Annotated in this window: 16 protein-coding genes; 7 read left to right on the top strand and 9 right to left on the bottom strand. The window is 69.7% G+C overall.

The genetic code is table 11. The features are described 5' to 3' along the window. Nucleotides 1-151: 151 nt before the first annotated feature. Nucleotides 152-1,345 (bottom strand): NADH:flavin oxidoreductase, encoded by a 1,194-nt coding sequence (locus tag R4I43_RS27715; protein ID WP_324268639.1) that lies wholly within the window; start codon nucleotides 1,343-1,345, stop codon nucleotides 152-154. Between the two features lie 113 nt (nucleotides 1,346-1,458). Between R4I43_RS27715 and R4I43_RS27720 the strand changes: the two genes are divergently transcribed. Beyond that, nucleotides 1,459-2,052 (top strand): TetR/AcrR family transcriptional regulator, encoded by a 594-nt coding sequence (locus tag R4I43_RS27720; RefSeq protein ID WP_324268640.1) that lies wholly within the window; start codon nucleotides 1,459-1,461, stop codon nucleotides 2,050-2,052. Nucleotides 2,053-2,214: 162 nt separating this feature from the next. Then, nucleotides 2,215-2,874, top strand: coding sequence for a GntR family transcriptional regulator (locus R4I43_RS27725; protein ID WP_407691326.1), 660 nt, complete (start codon nucleotides 2,215-2,217; stop codon nucleotides 2,872-2,874). Between the two features lie 54 nt (nucleotides 2,875-2,928). Here R4I43_RS27725 and R4I43_RS27730 read toward each other — a convergent pair whose 3' ends face one another. After that, entirely contained in the window at nucleotides 2,929-4,092 is a 1,164-nt protein-coding gene (locus R4I43_RS27730) for an NAD(P)/FAD-dependent oxidoreductase (protein ID WP_324268642.1), read from the bottom strand. Continuing rightward, nucleotides 4,092-4,427, bottom strand: coding sequence for a bifunctional 3-phenylpropionate/cinnamic acid dioxygenase ferredoxin subunit (locus R4I43_RS27735; RefSeq protein WP_324268643.1), 336 nt, complete (start codon nucleotides 4,425-4,427; stop codon nucleotides 4,092-4,094). Before R4I43_RS27735 ends, R4I43_RS27730 begins: the two co-directional genes overlap by 1 nt. A gap of 315 nt (nucleotides 4,428-4,742) precedes the next feature. On the opposite strand from R4I43_RS27735, the gene R4I43_RS27740 reads away from it, so the two are divergent. Beyond that, nucleotides 4,743-6,173 (top strand): MFS transporter, encoded by a 1,431-nt coding sequence (locus tag R4I43_RS27740; protein ID WP_324268644.1) that lies wholly within the window; start codon nucleotides 4,743-4,745, stop codon nucleotides 6,171-6,173. A 63-nt stretch (nucleotides 6,174-6,236) separates the two neighbouring features. On the opposite strand, the gene R4I43_RS27745 is transcribed toward R4I43_RS27740, so the two are convergent. From R4I43_RS27745 to R4I43_RS27770, 6 genes are all read right to left on the bottom strand, one after another. Further along, nucleotides 6,237-7,073 (bottom strand): IS3 family transposase, encoded by an 837-nt coding sequence (locus R4I43_RS27745; protein WP_324268645.1) that lies wholly within the window; start codon nucleotides 7,071-7,073, stop codon nucleotides 6,237-6,239. 5 nt (nucleotides 7,074-7,078) lie between these two features. Further along, complete coding sequence (locus R4I43_RS27750; RefSeq protein ID WP_324268735.1) at nucleotides 7,079-7,552, bottom strand: helix-turn-helix domain-containing protein; 474 nt, start codon at nucleotides 7,550-7,552, stop codon at nucleotides 7,079-7,081. Nucleotides 7,553-7,668: 116 nt separating this feature from the next. Further along, a complete protein-coding gene (locus R4I43_RS27755) occupies nucleotides 7,669-8,823 on the bottom strand; it encodes an aromatic ring-hydroxylating oxygenase subunit alpha (RefSeq protein ID WP_324268646.1) in 1,155 nt (384 codons plus the stop codon). 30 nt (nucleotides 8,824-8,853) lie between these two features. After that, nucleotides 8,854-9,690, bottom strand: a complete 837-nt coding sequence (gene purU, locus R4I43_RS27760; protein ID WP_132624120.1) for a formyltetrahydrofolate deformylase — start codon at nucleotides 9,688-9,690, stop codon at nucleotides 8,854-8,856. A gap of 10 nt (nucleotides 9,691-9,700) precedes the next feature. Then, a complete protein-coding gene (locus R4I43_RS27765; protein ID WP_324268647.1) occupies nucleotides 9,701-11,056 on the bottom strand; it encodes an L-serine ammonia-lyase in 1,356 nt (451 codons plus the stop codon). Nucleotides 11,057-11,102: 46 nt separating this feature from the next. Then, a complete protein-coding gene (locus R4I43_RS27770) occupies nucleotides 11,103-13,568 on the bottom strand; it encodes a GcvT family protein (protein ID WP_324268648.1) in 2,466 nt (821 codons plus the stop codon). Nucleotides 13,569-13,980: 412 nt separating this feature from the next. On the opposite strand from R4I43_RS27770, the gene R4I43_RS27775 reads away from it, so the two are divergent. The 4 genes from R4I43_RS27775 to R4I43_RS27790 are packed head-to-tail and all read left to right on the top strand — an operon-like array spanning nucleotide 13,981 to nucleotide 18,885. After that, nucleotides 13,981-15,210 (top strand): sarcosine oxidase subunit beta family protein, encoded by a 1,230-nt coding sequence (locus tag R4I43_RS27775; RefSeq protein WP_324268649.1) that lies wholly within the window; start codon nucleotides 13,981-13,983, stop codon nucleotides 15,208-15,210. A gap of 12 nt (nucleotides 15,211-15,222) precedes the next feature. Beyond that, nucleotides 15,223-15,486, top strand: a complete 264-nt coding sequence (locus R4I43_RS27780) for a sarcosine oxidase subunit delta (RefSeq protein WP_324268650.1) — start codon at nucleotides 15,223-15,225, stop codon at nucleotides 15,484-15,486. Beyond that, the gene (locus tag R4I43_RS27785) at nucleotides 15,483-18,299 is read left to right on the top strand and encodes a 2Fe-2S iron-sulfur cluster-binding protein (protein ID WP_324268651.1); all 2,817 of its coding nucleotides are present in this window, start codon (nucleotides 15,483-15,485) and stop codon (nucleotides 18,297-18,299) included. The genes R4I43_RS27780 and R4I43_RS27785 overlap by 4 nt, the downstream gene beginning before the upstream one ends. Continuing rightward, complete coding sequence (locus R4I43_RS27790; RefSeq protein ID WP_324268652.1) at nucleotides 18,292-18,885, top strand: sarcosine oxidase subunit gamma; 594 nt, start codon at nucleotides 18,292-18,294, stop codon at nucleotides 18,883-18,885. The genes R4I43_RS27785 and R4I43_RS27790 overlap by 8 nt, the downstream gene beginning before the upstream one ends. Nucleotides 18,886-18,894: the final 9 nt, after the last annotated feature.

Genomic DNA, 18,894 nt, shown 5'->3' on the forward strand with positions numbered 1-18,894 from the left:
CTGGCCGCTGGCGAACGCTCCAACACATCACCGCCAGCCCCCGCAAAACCGGCGACATCGTCCAAGCCACACTCGTTCTCACCCACCACGAACACAACCGAATCCACTGAGATCACCTCAATGGAAATCGGGTTTCCGGTTTCCATTGAAATCAGGGGCGGGACGGGGGTTGTGGGGCCAGGACGCAGCGGCTGCCGGTGAAGATGGTGACCATGCAGCGGTTGTTGTGGTTGCACAGGGACCTGGTCTCCGGGTCCTGCGCGATGCGGTGGACCAGGTCCGGTTCGCGGAGCAGGGCCCGACCCATCGCGACGAACTGGAACCCCTCGTGCATGGCGGTGTCCATCATCTGCCGGTCGGTGATGCCGCCGAGCAGCACCATCGGCAAGCCGACCGCGGCGCGGATCTGGCGGGCGTCGTCGAGCAGGTAGCCGGCCTGGTAGGGGTATTCGCGCAGGAACCTGCTGCCGACCAGCCGCACCCCGGTGCGCACGGGTTCGCGCATCACCTCGGCGAACTCGCGGACCGGAGCGGCTCCCCGGAACAGGTACATCGGGTTGAGCAGCGAACTGCCCGCGGTCATCTCCAGCGCGTCGACCGTGCCTTCGGCCTCCAGCCACTGGGCCACGGTGATCGCCTCGTCGAGCCAGAAACCGCCGGGCACGCCGTCGTCCATGTTCAGCTTGGCCAGGATCGCGATCCGGTCACCCACCGCCTCGCGCACGGCGCGCATGATCCGCAGGGCGAGCCGGGCGCGGTTGCCGAGATCGCCGCCGTAGTCGTCGGTGCGCTTGTTGAGCTTGGGACTCAGGAACGAGCTCGCCAGGTAGTTGTGTCCCAAGTGGACTTCGACGGCGTCGAAACCGGTTGCCACGGCCATCTTCGCCGCCTCACCGTGGGCTTGCACGACACGGTCGAGGTCGGCGCGGGTCGCGGCCTTGACCGGGCGCAGCGACTGCAGGCTCAGCGACCTGCTCGGCCCGAGCGCGGGCAGCTTCGTCTTCGTCGAGTCGGCAACGGGACCGGCGTGGCCCACCTGCGCCGAGATCGCAGCGCCCGTGGCGTGCACGGCCTCGGTCAACCGGCGCAGCCCCAGGACCGCTTCCTGGCGCCAGACGATCTGGTGCCCGTCGGTGCGCCCCTCCGGCGCGACGGCGCAGTAGGCGACCGTGGTCATCGCGATCCCGCCGGAGGCGTGCCGGACGTGGAAATCGATCAGCTCGTCGGTGACCAGTCCGCGCCGGGCCCGCTTCTCGTAGGTCGCGGCCTTGAGCACGCGGTTGCGCAGCCGTACCGGCCCCAGCTGAGCAGGGCCGAGGACGTCGGGGATGGCCTTCTCACGCATGGGCAGCTCCTCCCGCAGCGTTGCGATCAAGACCCTACCAGCCTTTTGGCGCATTGAGCCAAAAACATCCGCGGCGCCGCTGACCAGCGCTGAGATCGACTAAGGTCGGGCGCGTGAGCAACAGCGACGCCTCCGCTGCGCAGCGCGGCCGCCCGACCGTGCTCGACCGCGGCGCCATCGCCACCGCGACCTTCCGGCTCTGGGCCGAACGCGGTTACGCCGCCGTCGGCTGGAAGGACATCGCCGAGGCGACCGGCGTCAGCGTCCGCACGCTCGTCCGCCACTTCGCGCACAAGTCCGACATCGCCTGGATCGGCGTGCCCGCGGCGACCCGTCGCCTGCGCCAGGCGCTCGAGGACACCCCCGAGCAGACTCCGGTCAGCGACGCGGTGCGCCGCGCGATCGTCGCCTCCATCGCGGACGACCCGATGACGCCTGCGGGTCCCGACTGGATTCAGGTGGTGTGCACCGAACCGGAACTCGCCGTTACCGCACCCGCTGCGTACCGGCCGTGGATCGCCGAACTCGCCCGTTTCCTCGATCAGCGCGTGCCTGACATCACCCCGACTGCCGCCGCTGCGCTGGCCAGCGGTTACCAGGCCGCGACTTTCTCCGCCCTGGTGAGCTGGTGCGAATCCGGCTCGCACGAGCGCGCCGCCGACGCCGCCGATGAGGCCCTGACCTGGCTTTCCGTCCGCGCCGGCTGACCGGAATTCCGCCGGTATCCGCGGCGCCGGAAATCACAATTCAAAATGATTTCACCTCGCACTCCAAAAGCTTCGAACAGTACCGGAACGCTTTCTGCTATACTACTGATGTACCAGAATTTCGATGCGCCAGAACTGCGTTCTGATGAAATCGAGGCGATGATGACTGCGAGCGAGGAGCAACCGGCCACCCTGTCGATGGCGGAGAAGGCCTACCTGGCGATCCGGGACCGGCTGATCATGCTGGACATCCCGCCGATGACGGCCATCGACGACGCCGCGCTGGCGCGGTCGCTCGAGATCGGCCGGACCCCCGTGCGCGAGGCCCTCAAGCGCCTGGAGATCGACCGGCTGGTCGTGTCCTACCCGCGCCGGGGCACCTTCGCCACGTCGGTGGACATCACCGACCTCGCCTACATCTCCGACCTGCGCGTGCACCTGGAGCCGCTGGCCGCGCGCCGGGCCGCCGAGGTCGCCACGGAAGCCGACCTGGAGGAGATCGACTCCCTCCTCGACCGGCTCGACGGCGCGGACTTCCGCTCGATGGAGCGCGACGAGATCATGCGCTGGGACCTGCACGTGCACCGCACGATCTACCACGCGACCGGCAACCCGCACCTCGAGGACACCCTGATCCGCTACGACAACCTCGCCACCCGGATCTTCTGCGTCTTCCTCGACCGCATGCAGGACTTCGACAGCCACGTCATGGAGCACTCCGCGCTGCTGCGCGCGATCGGCTCGCAGAAGCCCGACAAGGCCGAGCAGCTGGCCAGGGAGCACGTCCTCAACTTCGACAAGGCCATGCGCTCGCTGGTCTGAGCCCTCGCGGTGCGGCGCCGGCTGGAACAGCAACCGCCGCACCGCGGAAAGCACCTACAGCCGCTGAGCGAGCTTCCTGCGCCACTGGCCGAACGGACGCGCGCGGTCCACGGCGAGAACACCGACCGGTTCGTCGGCCTCGTCGAGGTAGAGGGCCAGGAAGTCGCCGGATTCCGGGTCGCCCTCCTCGATCTGGACGGTGCAGCCCTCGGTGCGGTGACCGGCGAACTGGATCTTGTGCCCGTACTGGTCGGACCAGAAGTAGGGCACCGCGTGGTGCGCCGGAGCCGAGTGCTCGCGACCGAGCAGCGCCGCCACCGCGGCGGCCGGTTGCTGCAGGGCGTTGGTCCAGTGCTCCAGCCGCATCGGGCGCGCGGTGTAGTCCCGGAAGGAGTGGGCGCAGTCGCCCGCCGCGACCACCTCCGGCAGCTGCGTGCGCCCGCTGGCATCGGTGCGCACACCGTTGTCGACGTCGAGTCCGGAACCGGCCAGCCACTCGGTGTTCGGTTCGGCCCCAATGCCGATCACCACAACGTCGGCGGGCAGTTCGCGGCCATCGGTCAGCCGCACGCCGCTCACCCGCGACTCGCCGACCAGCTCGGCGACTCCGGTCAGGCCGTGCACCCGGACTCCGTTGCGCGCGTGCAGGCGGGCGCACACCTCGCCCATCTCCGCGCCCAGCGCTCGCCGCAGCGGTACCGGCCCGTTGTCGAGGACGTCCACCTCGCACCCGAGGTTCACCGCGGTCGAGGCGACCTCGGCGCCGATGAACCCGGCGCCGACGATCACCAGCCGCGCGCCGGGGACGAGTTCGGCCCGCAGCGCGATCGCGTCGTCGAGGGTGCGCAGCGTGTGCACTCCACCCAGCGCGGAACCGGGCAGTGCGCGCGCCCGCGCGCCGGTGGCCAGCACGACGCCGTCGGTGGCGATGCGAGTGCCGTCGGCGAGCACGACGGCGCGCTCGGTGGTCTCCAGCGCGCTCGCGGGCTGCCCGAGGCGCCAGTCCACGTCGAGCTCGTCGTCGTCGGAGTCGGTGAGCCGGATGTCGTCCTCGCCCGCGCTTCCGGCGAGGAACTCCTTGGACAGCGGCGGCCGGTCGTAGGGCTGGTGCGACTCGTCGCCGATGGCCGTGATCCGGCCGTCGAAGCCCTGCTCGCGCAGCGCGCGGACCGCCGAGAGCCCAGCCAGGGACGCCCCGACGACGGTGATGTGCCGCATCAGACGACCCCCTCCGCCACGGCGCTGTCGACGCGGGTCGACTCGTGCACGTAGATCAGCCCGTCCTCGATCGTCACGGCGTGGGTGCGGACCGGCTTCTTGGCGGGCGGACCGCTGGGCATGCCGGTCTTGAGGTCGAAACACGCGGCGTGCAGCGGACATTCGACCGCGCACCCCTCCAGCCACCCGTCGGACAGCGACGCGTCCTGGTGCGAGCAGGTGTCGTCGATCGCGTAGAGCTCACCATCCACGTTGAACACCGCGATCGCCACGTCACCGTGCACGCGGACCGACTCCCCCGGTGGCAGGTCGACCAGCTCACCAACCAAGATCATTTCGCCTCCTGTTGCAGATAGCGGAACACCGCGTGCCATGCGCAACAACAGGATGGGGCTCCGCTGCCCGCTCGTCAATGGGGAAATTCTGCTGGAAACACAGGATTTTCGAGCGCCACCGGCCGCCGGGCGCGCTGGATCGCGGGGCCGCTCTGGAGCGTCACGACCCCGCGTTCGGGTTCAATGGGGGCTTGCTTCGGCGATACCGAGGGGATACCTTCTCGCCAACAGATATATCAGTTGCCGACCGTTGCCACAACCGTGCGGCCACCAGGAGCGCAGCACCAGCGCTGCACCGCACCCGGGGGAGCCCTGATGACCGATCGCCCCAGACGGCCCCGGCGAGGCCTGAGGCCCCCTGTCGTGCAAGAAGAACGCACGGTCCACCGGGCGGTCGCGGCGGCCTCGGTGGGCAACGTCGCCGAGTGGTACGACTTCGGGCTCTACTCCTACCTGGCCGCCGGCGTGCTCGACCGCGTCTTCTTCCCCGACTTCGGCCCGTGGGCGGCGGTCTACACGCTCGGCGCGTTCGCCGCGGCGTTCGTGATGCGCCCGCTGGGCGGCTTCGTGTTCGGCCGCCTCGGCGACCGGTTCGGCCGCACGAAGGTCCTGTCGGCGACCGTGCTGATGATGGCAGCGGCCACCGTGCTGCTCGGCCTGGTCCCCAGCTACGGCACCGCCGGGCTGCTGGCACCCCTGCTGGTGCTGCTCGTGCGCATGCTGCAGGGCTTCTCCGCCGGCGGCGAGTACACCGGCGCGCTGACGCTGATCGCCGAGTACGCGCCCGACCGGAGGCGCGGCTTCTTCGGCAGCTGGCTGGAGTTCAGCACCATCACCGGCTACACGCTCGGCGCGGGCACCTGCGGCGCGGTGATCGCCCTGCTTCCCACCGACGACCTGCTCTCCTGGGGCTGGCGGGTGCCGTTCATGCTCGCGCTGCCGCTGGGCGTCGTGGGGATCTACCTGCGGATCCGCCTGGAGGACACCCCGGCGTTCCGGCAGCTCATGGAGCGCTCCCCCGTGCTGGCCACGATGTCGTCGCGCCGCGCGCTGCAGATCGTGCGCCGCCACTACCGCACCCCCGCGCTGGTGGCCGCCGGGGTCGTCGTCGCCTGGAACGTCACCAACTACGTGCTGACCAACTACGTGCCGACCTACCTCACCAGCACGCTCCCCCGCCACGGCGAAGGCGGCACCAGCGGCGCGGTGGCCACCGGACTGCAGGTGGCGGTCATGGTGCTCATGCTGTGCGCCATCGTGGGCGTGGGCAGGCTCAGCGACCAGATCGGCCGCAAACCCGTGCTCATGACCGGCAGCGTCGCCCTGGTGCTGCTCGGCCTGCCCGCGGTGTGGCTGCTGCGCGAGGGCATCGCCGGTCAGGTGCTCGGGCTGCTGATCATCGGCATGTGCCTGATGTGCTTCGCCGCGGTCTCGCCGTCGACGCTGCCCGCCCTGTTCCCGACGATGATCCGCTACAGCAGCCTCGCGGTCATCTTCAACCTCGCGGTGTCGCTGTTCGCCGGCACAGCACCGACGATCATCGAGGCCGCGGTCACCACCACGGGCAACCTGGACTGGCCCGGCTACTACCTCATCGGCGCGGGCGTCATCGGCATCCTGGCCACGCACTTCCTGCGCGAGCACGCCGGCAAACCGCTCGACGGAGCCGCTCCGCTGACCTCCAGCGCCGAACTCCCGCCCCCGCCGCTGTCCGACGACGGCGTACCGCTGGAACTCCCCCGCTGACAGAAAAGGGGCCTCGCACCAGCGTGAAGGGGTCCATAGGAGTTGGACTCGGTAATTGAGAGTCTAGGCAGCGAGGGCCTGGGTTCGGTATTGCACCGGGCTCAGGCCCTCGCAGTGTGTGTGGCCCCGGCTGGTGTTGAACCAGGTGATGTAGTCCTCTAGTGCGGTGGTGAACGCCTCGATGCTGAGGTGGCGGGTGTGATGGAACATCTCTTCTTTGAGGTGACCGAAGAAACTCTCGATGACGGCGTTGTCGTGAAAGTTGGCCTTCCGCGACATCGACTGCCTGGCCCCCGCGTTGCTTAACAAGCGCCGCCAGGACCGGTGCTGATACTGGAATCCCTGGTCAGAGTGCACCAACGGTGACTGGCCCTTCTCCAAAGTCGCTAGCGCCTCCCGCAGGGACGCAGTGGTGAGTTCCAGGGTGGGTGAGGCACTGACCGCATAGGAGATGATCTGCCTGTCGAACAGGTCCATCACCGGCGAGAAGTAGATCTTGCGGTCGTTGATACGGAACTCGGTGACGTCGGTAACCCACTTCTGGTTCGGTGCTGTGGCGGTGAAATCCCTGGCCAGGACGTTGTCAGCGACTTTGCCGACCTCGCCCTGATAGGAGACATAGCGCCGCCGCCGGCGGATCGGGCAGACCAGCCCCAGTTCACGCATCAGCTTGAGCACGGTCTTCTTCGCAACTCGCCATCCGGCTTTGCGCAGCTCACGGTGCACGACGCGATGTCCCCGGCGCCTGTTTTCGGCAAAGGCCGTCGTGATCGCCGTCTTCAGTTCGGAGTGGGGATCGGGCCGGTCCCAGCGAGCCTGGTGATAGAAGAACGTCGATCGTGCCAGGCCCGCGATCTCGATCAGCACGTCGAGACGATGCTTGGCCCTGAGGTCGATCACAGCGGCTACTTTCGCCGCTGTTGACGCATCCTCAGGGCACGCAATTTTCCCAGGTAGGCGTTCTCCGCCCGCAACCGCTCGTTCTCGGCCCGCAACCGCTCCAGCTCACTGTCCTGGCCCGAAGCGGTGCCAGCGGGTGATTTGGGCGGACGACCTGCCCGCTTGGGGCGCAACCCGTCCTCACCCTCGTTGCGGTAGGTCCGCACCCACGTCTCGATCAATTTCGGCGATGACAGGCCGAACTCGCAAGCCAGATCAAGCTTGGTCTCGCCGGCCAGGAACCGCTGCACCACAGCAAGTTTGAACTCAAACGAGAACGACTGCTTCGACGGCTTCTTCATCAGCGCCGCCTCCCCACGAACCCGCCACAGGTCAAACAGCCGAGTGATCGCCGAGTGCGACACCCCAAGCCTGGTCGCGACCGACCTCCTCGCCCAACCGTCACCGAACAACCCTATCGCCGCAGCACGCTGCTCCACGGTCAACGAACTGTCCCTACGCATGCAACTGCTCCCCGCAGGTCGGAACTGAATTTCCAGTCCAACCCGCGGGGAGCAGTTCAGCGCGGTGCGAGGCCCCTTCTCGTCGGGCGGGCTCAGCCGGTGCGCTCACGCACCCAGTCGTGGAACTCGGCGATGTGGTGCTCGCTAGGGACGAGGACGCCGCCCGCGGCGTAGGAACGGGAGTCCATCGCCAGCTGGCAGCGCTCGCAGGCGTCGAAGTCCTGCTGGTTGACCCGGTGGAACAGCTCCACCGAGCGGTCGATGTCGGCGCCCGAGTCGACCACCTCCGGCAGGTACAGCCAGTCGCAGCGCACCAGCGTGCGGTCCGGCGCCAGCGGGAACATCCGGTGGAACACCACGTGATCGGGCACCAGGTTGATGAACACCTGCGGCCGGACGGTGATGGCGTAGTAGCGGCGGTCCTGCTCCTCGTTGACCCCCGGCAGCTTGGTGAGCCCGGCCGAACCGTCCACCGTGAAGCCCTCAACGTCCTCGCCGAACTCGGCGCCGTGGCCCACGAAGTACTGCGCGGCCAGACCGTCGGCGAACTCCGGCAGCACCTCGGTGAGCTCCGGGTGGATCGTGGCGCAGTGGTAGCACTCCATGAAGTTCTCGACGATCTGCTTCCAGTTCGCCTTCACGTCGTACTCGATGCGCCTGCCCAGCTTCAGATCGGCGACCTGGTAGCCCACGATCGCGTCCGGCGTGCCCAGCCGCTCCGTGACATCACCGATGACGGTGTCCTCGAACGACGGCGGCTCGTCGGCCAGGCACAACCACACGTAGCCCAGCCACTCGCGCACGTGGACCTCGTTCAACCCGTACTGGGAGCGGTCCACGTCGTCCATCGCGTTGAGGTTCGGCGCGGCGATCAGCTCGCCGTCGAAGGAGTAGGTCCAGGCGTGGTACGGACACTGGAAGGACCGCCGCACCTCTCCCTTCTCCTCGGTGCACAACCGCGCCCCGCGGTGCCGGCACACGTTCAGGTAGGCCTTGATCGCACCCTTGCGGTTGCGGGTGACCAGCACGCTCTCCCGTCCGATCTGGACGGTCTCGAACTTGCCCGGGCCGGTCAGGTCCGCGCTGAGCACGGCGCAGAACCAGCCGGCCTCGAAGATCGTCGCCTGCTCCAGGCGGAAGATCCCCGGGTCGGTGTAGTAGTGCCCCGCCAGCGTCTCGCGCAGGCTCTCGGGCAGTGGGGACTCGGACAGCTGGGAATCGGTGGTGGGAAGCTCACCGGTGGTCATGGGCAAGAACTCCTCAACGCAGAAGTGGGGTCAGGGGAACACGACGGTGCTGTTGCCGTTGAGCAGGACGCGGTGCTCGCAGTACCAGCGCACCGCCCGGGACAGCGCGAGCGCTTCGGCGTCCCGGCCGACGGTCTGCAGGGCTTTCGGGTCGTAGGTGTGATCGATGCGGATGACCTCCTGCTCGATGATCGGCCCCTCGTCGAGGTCGGGGGTGACGTAGTGGGCGGTGGCGCCGACGAGCTTCACACCGCGGTCGTAGGCCTGGTGGTAGGGCTTGGCGCCCTTGAAACCGGGCAGGAACGAGTGGTGGATGTTGATCGCTCGGCCGTGCAGCGCCTTGCACGTCTGGTCGGAGAGCACCTGCATGTAGCGGGCCAGCACGACCAGGTCGGCGTCGTAGTCGTCCACCATCCGCAGCAGCCGCGCCTCGGCCTCCGGCTTGGTGTCAGCGGTGACCGGGACGTGGTGGAACGGCAGGCCGGCGGCCTCGGCCATCGGGCGCAGGTCCTCGTGGTTGGACACCACGGCGACGATCTCGGCGCCCAGCGCGCCCGCACGCCAGCGGTAGATCAGGTCGTTGAGGCAGTGGCCCTGCTTGGAGACCATCACCAGCACGCGGGCCGGCTGGTCCGAGTGGAAGGCGTAGTCCATGCCGAACTCCGTTGCCACCGGCTCGAATGCACGAGCCAGGTCGTCCGGGTCGACCTCGCCGGTGGCCTGCACGCGCAGGAACAGCCGACCGCGCACGGCGTCGTCGAACTGGCGGTACTCGCCGATGTCGCAGCCGTGCTCGAACAGGAAGGAGCTGACGGCCTGCACGATGCCGGTCCGGTTCGGGCAGCTCAGGGTGAGGGTGAACGTCACGGGATTCTCCTCAGCATTCCACGATGTTGAGCGCGAGGCCGCCGCGCGCGGTCTCCTTGTACTTGTCCTTCATGTCGGCGCCGGTCTCGCGCATCGTCTTGATGGCCTTGTCCAGCGAGACGTGGTGCTCCCCGTCACCGCGCAGCGCCATCCGGGCTGCGGTGATGGCCTTGATCGCCGCGACCGCGTTGCGCTCGATGCACGGGATCTGCACCAGCCCGCCGACCGGATCGCAGGTGAGCCCGAGGTTGTGCTCGATGCCGATCTCGGCGGCGTTCTCCACCTGCTCGGGCGTGCCGCCCAGCAGTTCGGCGAGCCCGGCCGCGGCCATCGAGCAGGCCGAGCCGACCTCGCCCTGGCAGCCCACCTCCGCGCCGGAGATCGAGGCGTTCTCCTTGAACAGCGCGCCGACCGCACCCGCGGTCAGCAGGAACCGGACCGCGGCGTCGTCGTCGAAACCCGGCAGGAAGCGGTGGGCGTAGTGCAGCACCGCCGGCACGATCCCGGCGGCACCGTTGGTCGGGGCGGTCACCACCCGCCCGCCCGCGGCGTTCTCCTCGTTGACCGCCAGGGCGTAAAGGGTCACCCACTCCATCGCATCGGCGGTGTCGTCCAGGCTCGCCCGCAGTTCCCGGGCCCTTCGGCGGACCTTGAGCCCACCGGGCAGCACCCCGCCGGTGCGCACGCCCTGCTCGACGCACTCGCGCATCACCTGCCAGATGTGCAGCAGGTGCGCGCGGGTCTCGGCCTCGGTGCGCCAGGCGGCTTCGTTGGCCAGCACGACGTCGCTGATGCGCAGCCCGGTGCGGGTGGTGTGGGCGAGCAGTTCGGCGGCGGTGCTAAACGGGTGGGCCACCGGGGTGGCGTCCTCGACCAGCACCGGGTTGCCCGTTTCGTCCTCGTCGAGGACGAAACCGCCGCCGACCGAGTAGTACTCGCGGTGCACGAGCCGCGCACCGTCCTCGTCGACGGCCTCGAAGGTCATGCCGTTGCTGTGGAACTCCAGCCGCTTCCTGCGGTGCAGCACGACGTCGGTATCCACGTCGAAGGCGATCTTGTGCTCGCCGCCGAGGCTGATCCGGTGCTCCTCCCGCACCGCGCGCACCTGCGGTTCCACGGCCACCGGGTCGACCAGGTGCGGCTGCTCCCCGGTCAGCCCGAGCACGACGGCCTTGACGCTGCCGTGCCCGTGCCCGGTGGCGCCCAGCGAGCCGAACAGCTCGCACCGCACCCGCGCGACCCGGGGCATCGCCCCGGACTCGCGCAGGTGGTCGACGAACAGGTTCGCCGCCCGCATCGGCCCGACGGTGTGCGAACTCGACGGCCCGATGCCGACCTTGAACAAGTCGAAGACGGACAGGCTCATGTGTGCTCCATCTGGTCGTGGACGGCGTTCGGCTCGGTGCTGGCGGTCATCGGCGGATGCGGTGCATCTCGGGGTCGACCAGCGGTTCTGCCGCGACCGTGGCCGAGACCAGGCGGTCGAAGTACTTGATCTGCACCTGCGTTCCGACCTCGGCTGCGGCCGGGAGCCAGGCGTAGGCGATCGGCGTGCCGAGGGTGTGGGCGAAGGCCGCCGAGGTGACGTAGCCGGCGGGCTCGCCGTCGAGGAACACCGGCTCGGAACCGAGGACGACGCTGCGGCCGTCGTCGATCGTCAGGCACGCCAGCCGCCGCTCGACGGAGTCGGGCTCGATGCCCGCCAGGGCCTCGCGGCCCACGAACTCGCCCTTGTTCATCCGCACGGCGAACCCGACACCGGCCTCGTAGGGGTTGTGCTCGGTGGTCATGTCCGCGCCCCACGCGCGGTAGCCCTTCTCCAGCCGGAGGCTGTTGAACGCGGCCCGCCCGGCGGCCACCACCCCGAGGTCGCGGCCGGCCTCGAAGAGGACGTCCCACAGCCGCTGCCCGTACTCGGCGCTGGTGTAGAGCTCCCAGCCCAGCTCGCCGACGTAGGACACCCGCATGGCGGTGACCGGGATCCCGGCGATGTGGATCTGCTTGCAGCGGAAGAACTTCAGCCCCTCGTGCGACAGATCGTCGCGGCTCAAAGGCTGCACGAGGTCGCGCGCCAGCGGGCCCCACACGCCGATGCAGCAGGTGCCGCCGGTGATGTCGCGCAGCGCCACGCTCCCGTCCTCGGGCAGGTTGCGCCGCATGTACTCGTGGTCGAGGTTGCCGTTGGCGCCGACCTGGAACAGCTGCTCGCCCAAGCGCGCCACGGTGAGGTCGCTGCGCACGCCGCCGGCCTCGTCGAGCATCAGCGTGTAGGTCACCGACCCGACCGACTTGTCCACCTTGTTGGTGGTCAGCCGGTCCAGGAAGGCCAGCGCACCGGGTCCGCTGACCTCCAGGCGCTTGAGCGAGGTCATGTCGTAGAGCGCGACGGCGGTGCGGGTCTTCCACGCCTCCACCGCGGCGACCGGGCTGTGGAACATCGCCGACCAGGCGTCCCGCGACGGCGGCTGCCACTCCATCGGCAGGTCCTTGACCAGCGGTGCGTTGGCCTCGAACCAGTGCGGGCGTTCCCAGCCGTGGGCTTCCAGGAACACCGCACCGAGCTCCTGCTGACGCGCGTGGAAGGGGCTGACCCGCAGCTCGCGCGGTGAGAACTTCGGCTGCAGCGGGTGCTTGACGTCGTAGATCTCCACGAAGTTGCGCGAGGAGGTCTCCTCGACGTAGTCGGGCGCGGTCTCGATCTCGTCGAAGCGGTGCACGTCGCAGCCGTGCAGCTCGACCTCGCTGCGCCCGTCGACCAGCAGCTGCGCCACCGAGCGGGCCACACCCGCGGAGTGGGTGACCCACACGGCCTCGGCGATCCAGAACCCCTGCACGTCAGGGGATTCGCCGACCAGCGGCCCGCCGTCGGGGGTGAAGGAGAAGACCCCGTTGAAGCCGGTCTCGACCGTGGCGGTCTCCAGCGCGGGCAGCAGCTGCTTGCTGTGCTCCCAGGACGGCGCGAAGTCCTCCTCGGTGAACGGCAGCATCGAGGGCATCGCCCGCTCGGAGGTCTCCTCGTCCTGCGGCAGGTCAGCGAGCCGCACCGGCATCGGGCGGTGCGCGTAGGTGCCGATGCCCAGGCGGTCGACGTGCTCGCGGTAGTAGAGGTCGCGGTCCTGGTGGCGCAGGATCGGCAGGTTGGCCTCGGTGCGCTCGTCGTTGCGCCCGGCGAGTTCGGGCAGCGGCGCGGTCTTGGCGTACTGGTGGGCCATCGGCAGCAGCGGTACCGTCATGCCGACCATCTCGCCGATCGCCTGACCCCAGAAACCCGCGCAGGACACCACGATGTCGGCGGGGATATCGCCGTGATCGGTCTCCACCCCGGTGACCCGGCCGTGGCTGTGGTTGACGCCGGTGACCTTCACCGCCCCGCGGAACCGCGCGCCGCGCGCCACCGAGCGCCGCGCCAGCGCGACCACGGCGCGGGCGGCCTTGGCCAGACCGTCGGTGGGCGTGTGGAAGCCGCCCAGGACCTTCTCGACGTCCAGCAGCGGGTGCAGCTTGGCGCACTCGTCCGGCCCGATGACCTCGCCCGGAACGCCCCACGAGGTGGCCCAGCCCTGCTTGCGGTGCAGGTCGGCGAGCCGTTCGGGGGTGGTGGCGATCTCCAGGCCGCCGACCTGGTTGAAGCAGGTGCCGCCGTCGTCGTCGAGGCCCTGCAGCTTCTCGACGGTGTAGGTGGCGAACTCGGTCATCGTCTTCGACGGGCCGGTCTGGTAGACGAGGCCGGGCGCGTGCGAGGTCGAGCCGCCGGTGAGCGGCAGCGGCCCCTGGTCGAGGACGGTCACCTGGTTCCACCCGCGGCTGGTGAGCTCGTCGGCCAGGTTCGCGCCAACGATCCCGGCTCCGATGATGACGACGCGTGGGGTCGTGCTCATGCTGGTCTCCTAACGGGGCGGCGGGGTCTGAAGCTGGGGAAGATCCGCCTGCGGCGAGGCGGAGAAGCGTTGCGAGATCAGGAGTTCCGGCACCGGACGGAGCCGCGCGAACATCATCAGCGACCTCTGCACGAGGACTGATATATCAACTGCGCATCACGGTAAGCGGCCGCGCTCCCCCGGTCAACACGTGGCCGAAAATTCCGCCGCAACCCGATCGAGCGACTGCCGCCAGACCCGAGCACCACCGGAATCGCCATGACGAGAGCAGCGGTTTTCACCGCTGCAGCGCGAGGGGCTTGACCGCGCGGCGTGCGGTGCTACCTTGGTATCCATCTGATATGTCAGTTGTCTTTTAGCGCCTCTCCCCTGTTGGGCACCTGTTCCACCGCACCTCGAACGGAGGGCTCTCATGCCGCGCACGCCCGGCGCCGAGCTACCCGAGCACCCGGACTGGCTCTGGGGCCCCGCCGACCCGAAACCCTCCTACGACGTGGTGATCGTCGGCGGCGGGGGTCATGGGCTGGCCACCGCCTACTACCTCGCGGTCAACCACGGCATCACCAACATGGCGGTGCTCGAAAGCGGTTGGCTCGCAGGCGGGAACATGGCCCGCAACACCACGATCATCCGCTCCAACTACCTCTGGGACGAAAGCGCCGGGCTCTACGAGCACGCGCTCAAGCTCTGGGAGGGCCTCGAGGAGGAGCTGGACTACCCGCTGCTGTTCTCCCAGCGCGGCGTGCTCAACCTCGCCCACTCGCTGCAGGAGGTCCGCGACAGCGTCCGGCGCGTGGGGGCCAACCGCCTCAACGGCATCGACGCCGAATGGCTCGACCCCCAGCAGGTCGCCGAGATCTGCCCGATCCTCAACACCTCCCCCGACCTGCGCTACCCCGTCATGGGCGCCACCTGGCAGCCCCGCGCCGGCATCGCCAAGCACGACCACGTCGCCTGGGGCTTCGCCCGAGCGCTGGACCGGATGGGCGTGGACCTGGTGCAGAACTGCCAGGTCACCGGCTTCGAACGGGTCGGCGACCGGATCGTGGGCGTGAAAACCACGCGCGGCGACATCGCCACCGGCAAGGTCGCGCTGGCCGCCGCTGGGCACACCTCGGTACTGGCCGACGAGCTCGGGCTGGCGCTGCCGATCCAGAGCCACCCGCTGCAAGCGCTGGTCTCCGAACTGCTGGAACCGGTGCACCCGACAGTGGTCATGTCCAACGCCGTGCACGTCTACGTCAGCCAGGCCCACAAGGGCGAACTCGTCCTCGGTGCCGGCATCGACGCCTACAACTCCTACGGGCAGCGCGGCTCGTTCCACACCATCGAGCGGGAACTGACCGCGGCCGTGGAGCTGTTCCCGATGTTCGCCCGCGCGCACGTGCTGCGCACCTGGGCAGGTGTGGTGGACGTGACCCCCGACGCCTCGGCGATCATGGGCCTGACCCCGTTCGAGAACCTCTACATCAACTGCGGTTGGGGCACAGGCGGTTTCAAGGCCACACCCGGTGTCGGCTGGTGCTACGCCCACACCATCGCCCACGACGAACCGCACCCGCTCAACGCCCCGTTCAGCCTCGACCGGTTCACCACCGGAGCCCTGGTCGACGAACACGGCGCAGCCGGTGTCGCGCACTAGGAGGAGCCCGCCATGATGTTGATCCCCTGCCCGTGGTGCGGGCCGCGCAACGAGACCGAGTTTCACTACGGCGGACAGGCCGACGTGTCCTACCCGGCCGAACCGCACGCGGTGTCCGATGTGGACTGGGCGCGGTTCCTGTTCTACCGCGCCAACCCTAAGGGAACCTTCGCCGAGCGGTGGAACCACCAGGCGGGCTGCCGCCGCTGGTTCACCGTCCGCCGGGACACCCGGACCAACGAGATCTTCCACGACGACGGGGCGGTGACGAGGTGAGCAACGAGTTCAGGCTGCCCGCAGGCGGCCGGATCGACCGGGAGCAGGTCCTGCGCTTCCGCTTCGACGGGCGCGACTACGAGGGCTACCAGGGCGACACGCTGGCCTCGGCGCTGCTGGCCAACGGCGTCCACCAGGTCACCACCAGCATCAAGCACGGGCGCCCGCGCGGAATCATGGCCGCAGGCCCCGAAGAACCCAACGCGCTGGTGCAGCTCGACGAACCGTTCCCGGAGCCGATGCTGACCGCCACGACCGTCGAGCTGCGCGACGGCCTGGCCGCCACCGGCCTGCCCGGCCAGGGGCGCCTGGCCACCGAAGCCGACCCCGCCCGCTACGACGCGAGGCACGCCCACTGCGACGTGCTCATCGTCGGCGGCGGCCCCGCCGGCCTGGCGGCCGCGCTCAGCGCCGCCCGCAGCGGGGCCCGGGTGATCATCGCCGACGCCAGCACCGAGTTCGGCGGGCAGCTGCTGGGCATCGGCGAAGACCTCGCCGGCAAGCCCGCCGCGAGCTGGATCGCCCGCGTCGTGGCCGAGCTGGAAGCTTCGCCGGAGGTCACCGTCCTGCCGCGCACCACGGTGTTCGGCCACCACGACCACAACTACCTCGTGGCCGTCGAGCACCACGGCGAGGACTCCTACATCCGGCAGCGGACCTGGCACATCCGGGCCCGCGAGGTCGTGCTGGCCACCGGATCGCACGAGCGGCCGCTGGTGTTCCCCGGCAACGACCGGCCCGGCACCATGCTCGCCGGAGCCGCCCGCACCTACCTGCACCGCTACGGCGTGCTGCCCGGCAAGCAGGCCGTCGTGTTCACCACCAACGACAGCGCCTACGCCGCCGCCATCGACCTGCACGACGCCGGGGTCGAGATCACCGCGGTGGTCGACGTGCGGCCGGTCGTCTCCACGGTGTGGGCCACGCGCTGCGTCGAGCGCGGCATCCCCATCCGCAACGGCTCGGCCATCATCGGCACCTGCGGCACCGACCGCGTGACCGGCGCGACCGCCCAGCGCCTCGACGACTCCTCGATCGCCGAGCTCGACTGCGACCTGCTGCTGGTCTCCGGCGGCTGGAACCCGGCGGTGCACCTGCACAGCCAGTCGCGCGGAACCCTGCGCCACAGCCCCGAGATCGGCGCGTTCGTGCCCGCCCGCAGCGCCCGCGGCGTGCGCTCGATCGGCGCTGCGGCAGGCGTTTTCGCCACCTACGACTGCCTGCGCACCGGGTCCGAGGCCGGCAGCGACGCGGCGCGCGACGCCGGGTTCGACGCCGACTTCGCCGAGGTCCCCACCGCCGCCTCTCCCCCGGTCGCCGCTGCCCAGCCCACCTGGCTGATCACCGCCGCGGCCGAGGACGAGCAGTACGTGGACCTGGCGCGGGACGCGACGGTCGCCGACGTGCGCAAGGCCGTCGGGGCCGGCATGGACTCGGTGGAGCACATCAAGCGGTTCACCACCATCGGCACCGCCCACGACCAGGGCAAGACCTCCGGCGTCCTGTCCTCCGGGGTGATCGCCGCGCTGCTGGGCGTGGAGCTCTCCGAGGTGGGTGCCACGACCTTCCGCCCGCCCTACACCCCGGTGGCCTTCGCCGCCCTGGCCGGCCGCGACCGCGGCGACCTCTACGACCCGATCCGGGTCACCGCGATGCACGACTGGCACGTCGAGCAGGACGCGCCGTTCGAGGACGTCGGCCAGTGGAAGCGCCCGTGGTACTACCCGCAGCCGGGTGAGGACATGCAGGCCGCGGTGCTGCGCGAGTGCGACGCGGTGCGCACGGCCGTGGGCATGCAGGACGTCTCCACGCTCGGCAAGATCGACGTGCAGGGCCCGGACGCCGCCGAATTCCTCGACCTCGTCTACACCAACAAGATGAGCACCCTGAAGGTCGGGCGCATCCGCTACGGGCTGATGTGCACCGCCGACGGCATGGTCTTCGACGACGGCACGGTCATGCGCACCGACGAGCAGCGCTACCTGATCTCCACCACCTCCGGCGGCGCGGCCGGCGTGCTGGAGTGGCTGGAGGACTGGCTGCAGACCGAGTGGCCGCACCTGCGCGTGCACCTGACCTCGGTCACCGAGCAGTGGGCCACCATCGCCCTGGCCGGTCCGCGCTCGCGCGAGGTGCTGGCCAAGGTCAGCTCGGGCATCGAGCTGGACAACGAGTCCTTCCCGTTCATGGCCTGGACCGACGGGATTGTCGCGGGCCGGCAAGCCCGGGTGTGCCGGATCAGCTTCTCCGGCGAGCTCGCCTTCGAGATCAACGTGCCCCGCTGGTACGGCCGCGAGGTGTGGGAAACCCTGCACGACGCCGGAGTCCCGTTCGGCATCACGCCCTACGGCACCGAGACGATGCACGTGCTGCGCGCCGAGAAGGGTTTCCCGATCGTCGGGCAGGACACCGACGGCACGGTCACCCCGCACGACCTCGGGATGAGCTGGGCGGTGTCGAAGAAGAAGGACGACTTCCTCGGCATGCGCTCGTACACCCGCGCCGACACCGCCCGCGCCGACCGCAAGCACCTGGTCGGCCTGCTGCCCCCCGCCGACGGCGAGGTCGTGCCGGAGGGATCGCAGCTGGTCGAGGCCGGGGAGCTGCCGGAACCGCCGGTGCCGATGCTCGGGCACGTCACCTCCAGCTACCGCAGCGCCGCCCTCGGCCGCCCCTTCGCCCTCGCGCTGGTCAAGAGCGGGCGCGACCGCATCGGGCAGACCATCTACAGCCACGTCGGCGACCGGCTGGTGCCCGTGGAGATCACCGAACCGATCTTCTACGACAAGGAAGGAGCCCGCCGCGATGGCTGAGCTCTACGGCGAATCCCCCCTGGCGGCCCACGCCGAGGAGCTGGCCGGTTCCTCGGTGCCCGGCCAACTGCGACTGTCCGAAGTGGCCTTCACCGCCCAGGTCACGCTGCGGGTCGATCCGAAGAGCCCCGCGGCGGAGCGGATCGGCACCGCGCTCGGCGCGATGCTGCCCAACCAGGCCGGGCAGGTGGCGCGCACCGAACGGCTGCTCGTCGCCTGGCTCGGACCCGACGAGTGGCTGCTGATCGGCCCGGAAGGCGAGGCCGACCAGCTCCAGACCACCCTCACCCAAGCCCTGGGTGACGAGCACGGCGCGGTCGTGGACGTCTCCGCGCACCGCACGATCATCGAGGTTTCCGGCCTGCGAGCACCGGAGCTGCTGGCCAAGGGCTGCGCCCTGGACCTGCACCGGCGCAACTTCGGCCCGGACCGGTGCGCCCAAACCCTGCTGGCCCGCGCCGGGGTGCTGCTGCTGTGCCGCGAGGCCGAACCGCCGAGCTACTGGATCTTCGTGCGCGCCTCCTTCGCGCGCTACCTCGCCGACTGGCTGCGCGACGCGGCCGCCGAGTACCACCAGACCCGTTGAACAGGAGCG

This window comes from Saccharopolyspora mangrovi, assembly GCF_035320975.1.
Lineage (GTDB): Bacteria > Actinomycetota > Actinomycetes > Mycobacteriales > Pseudonocardiaceae > Saccharopolyspora > Saccharopolyspora mangrovi.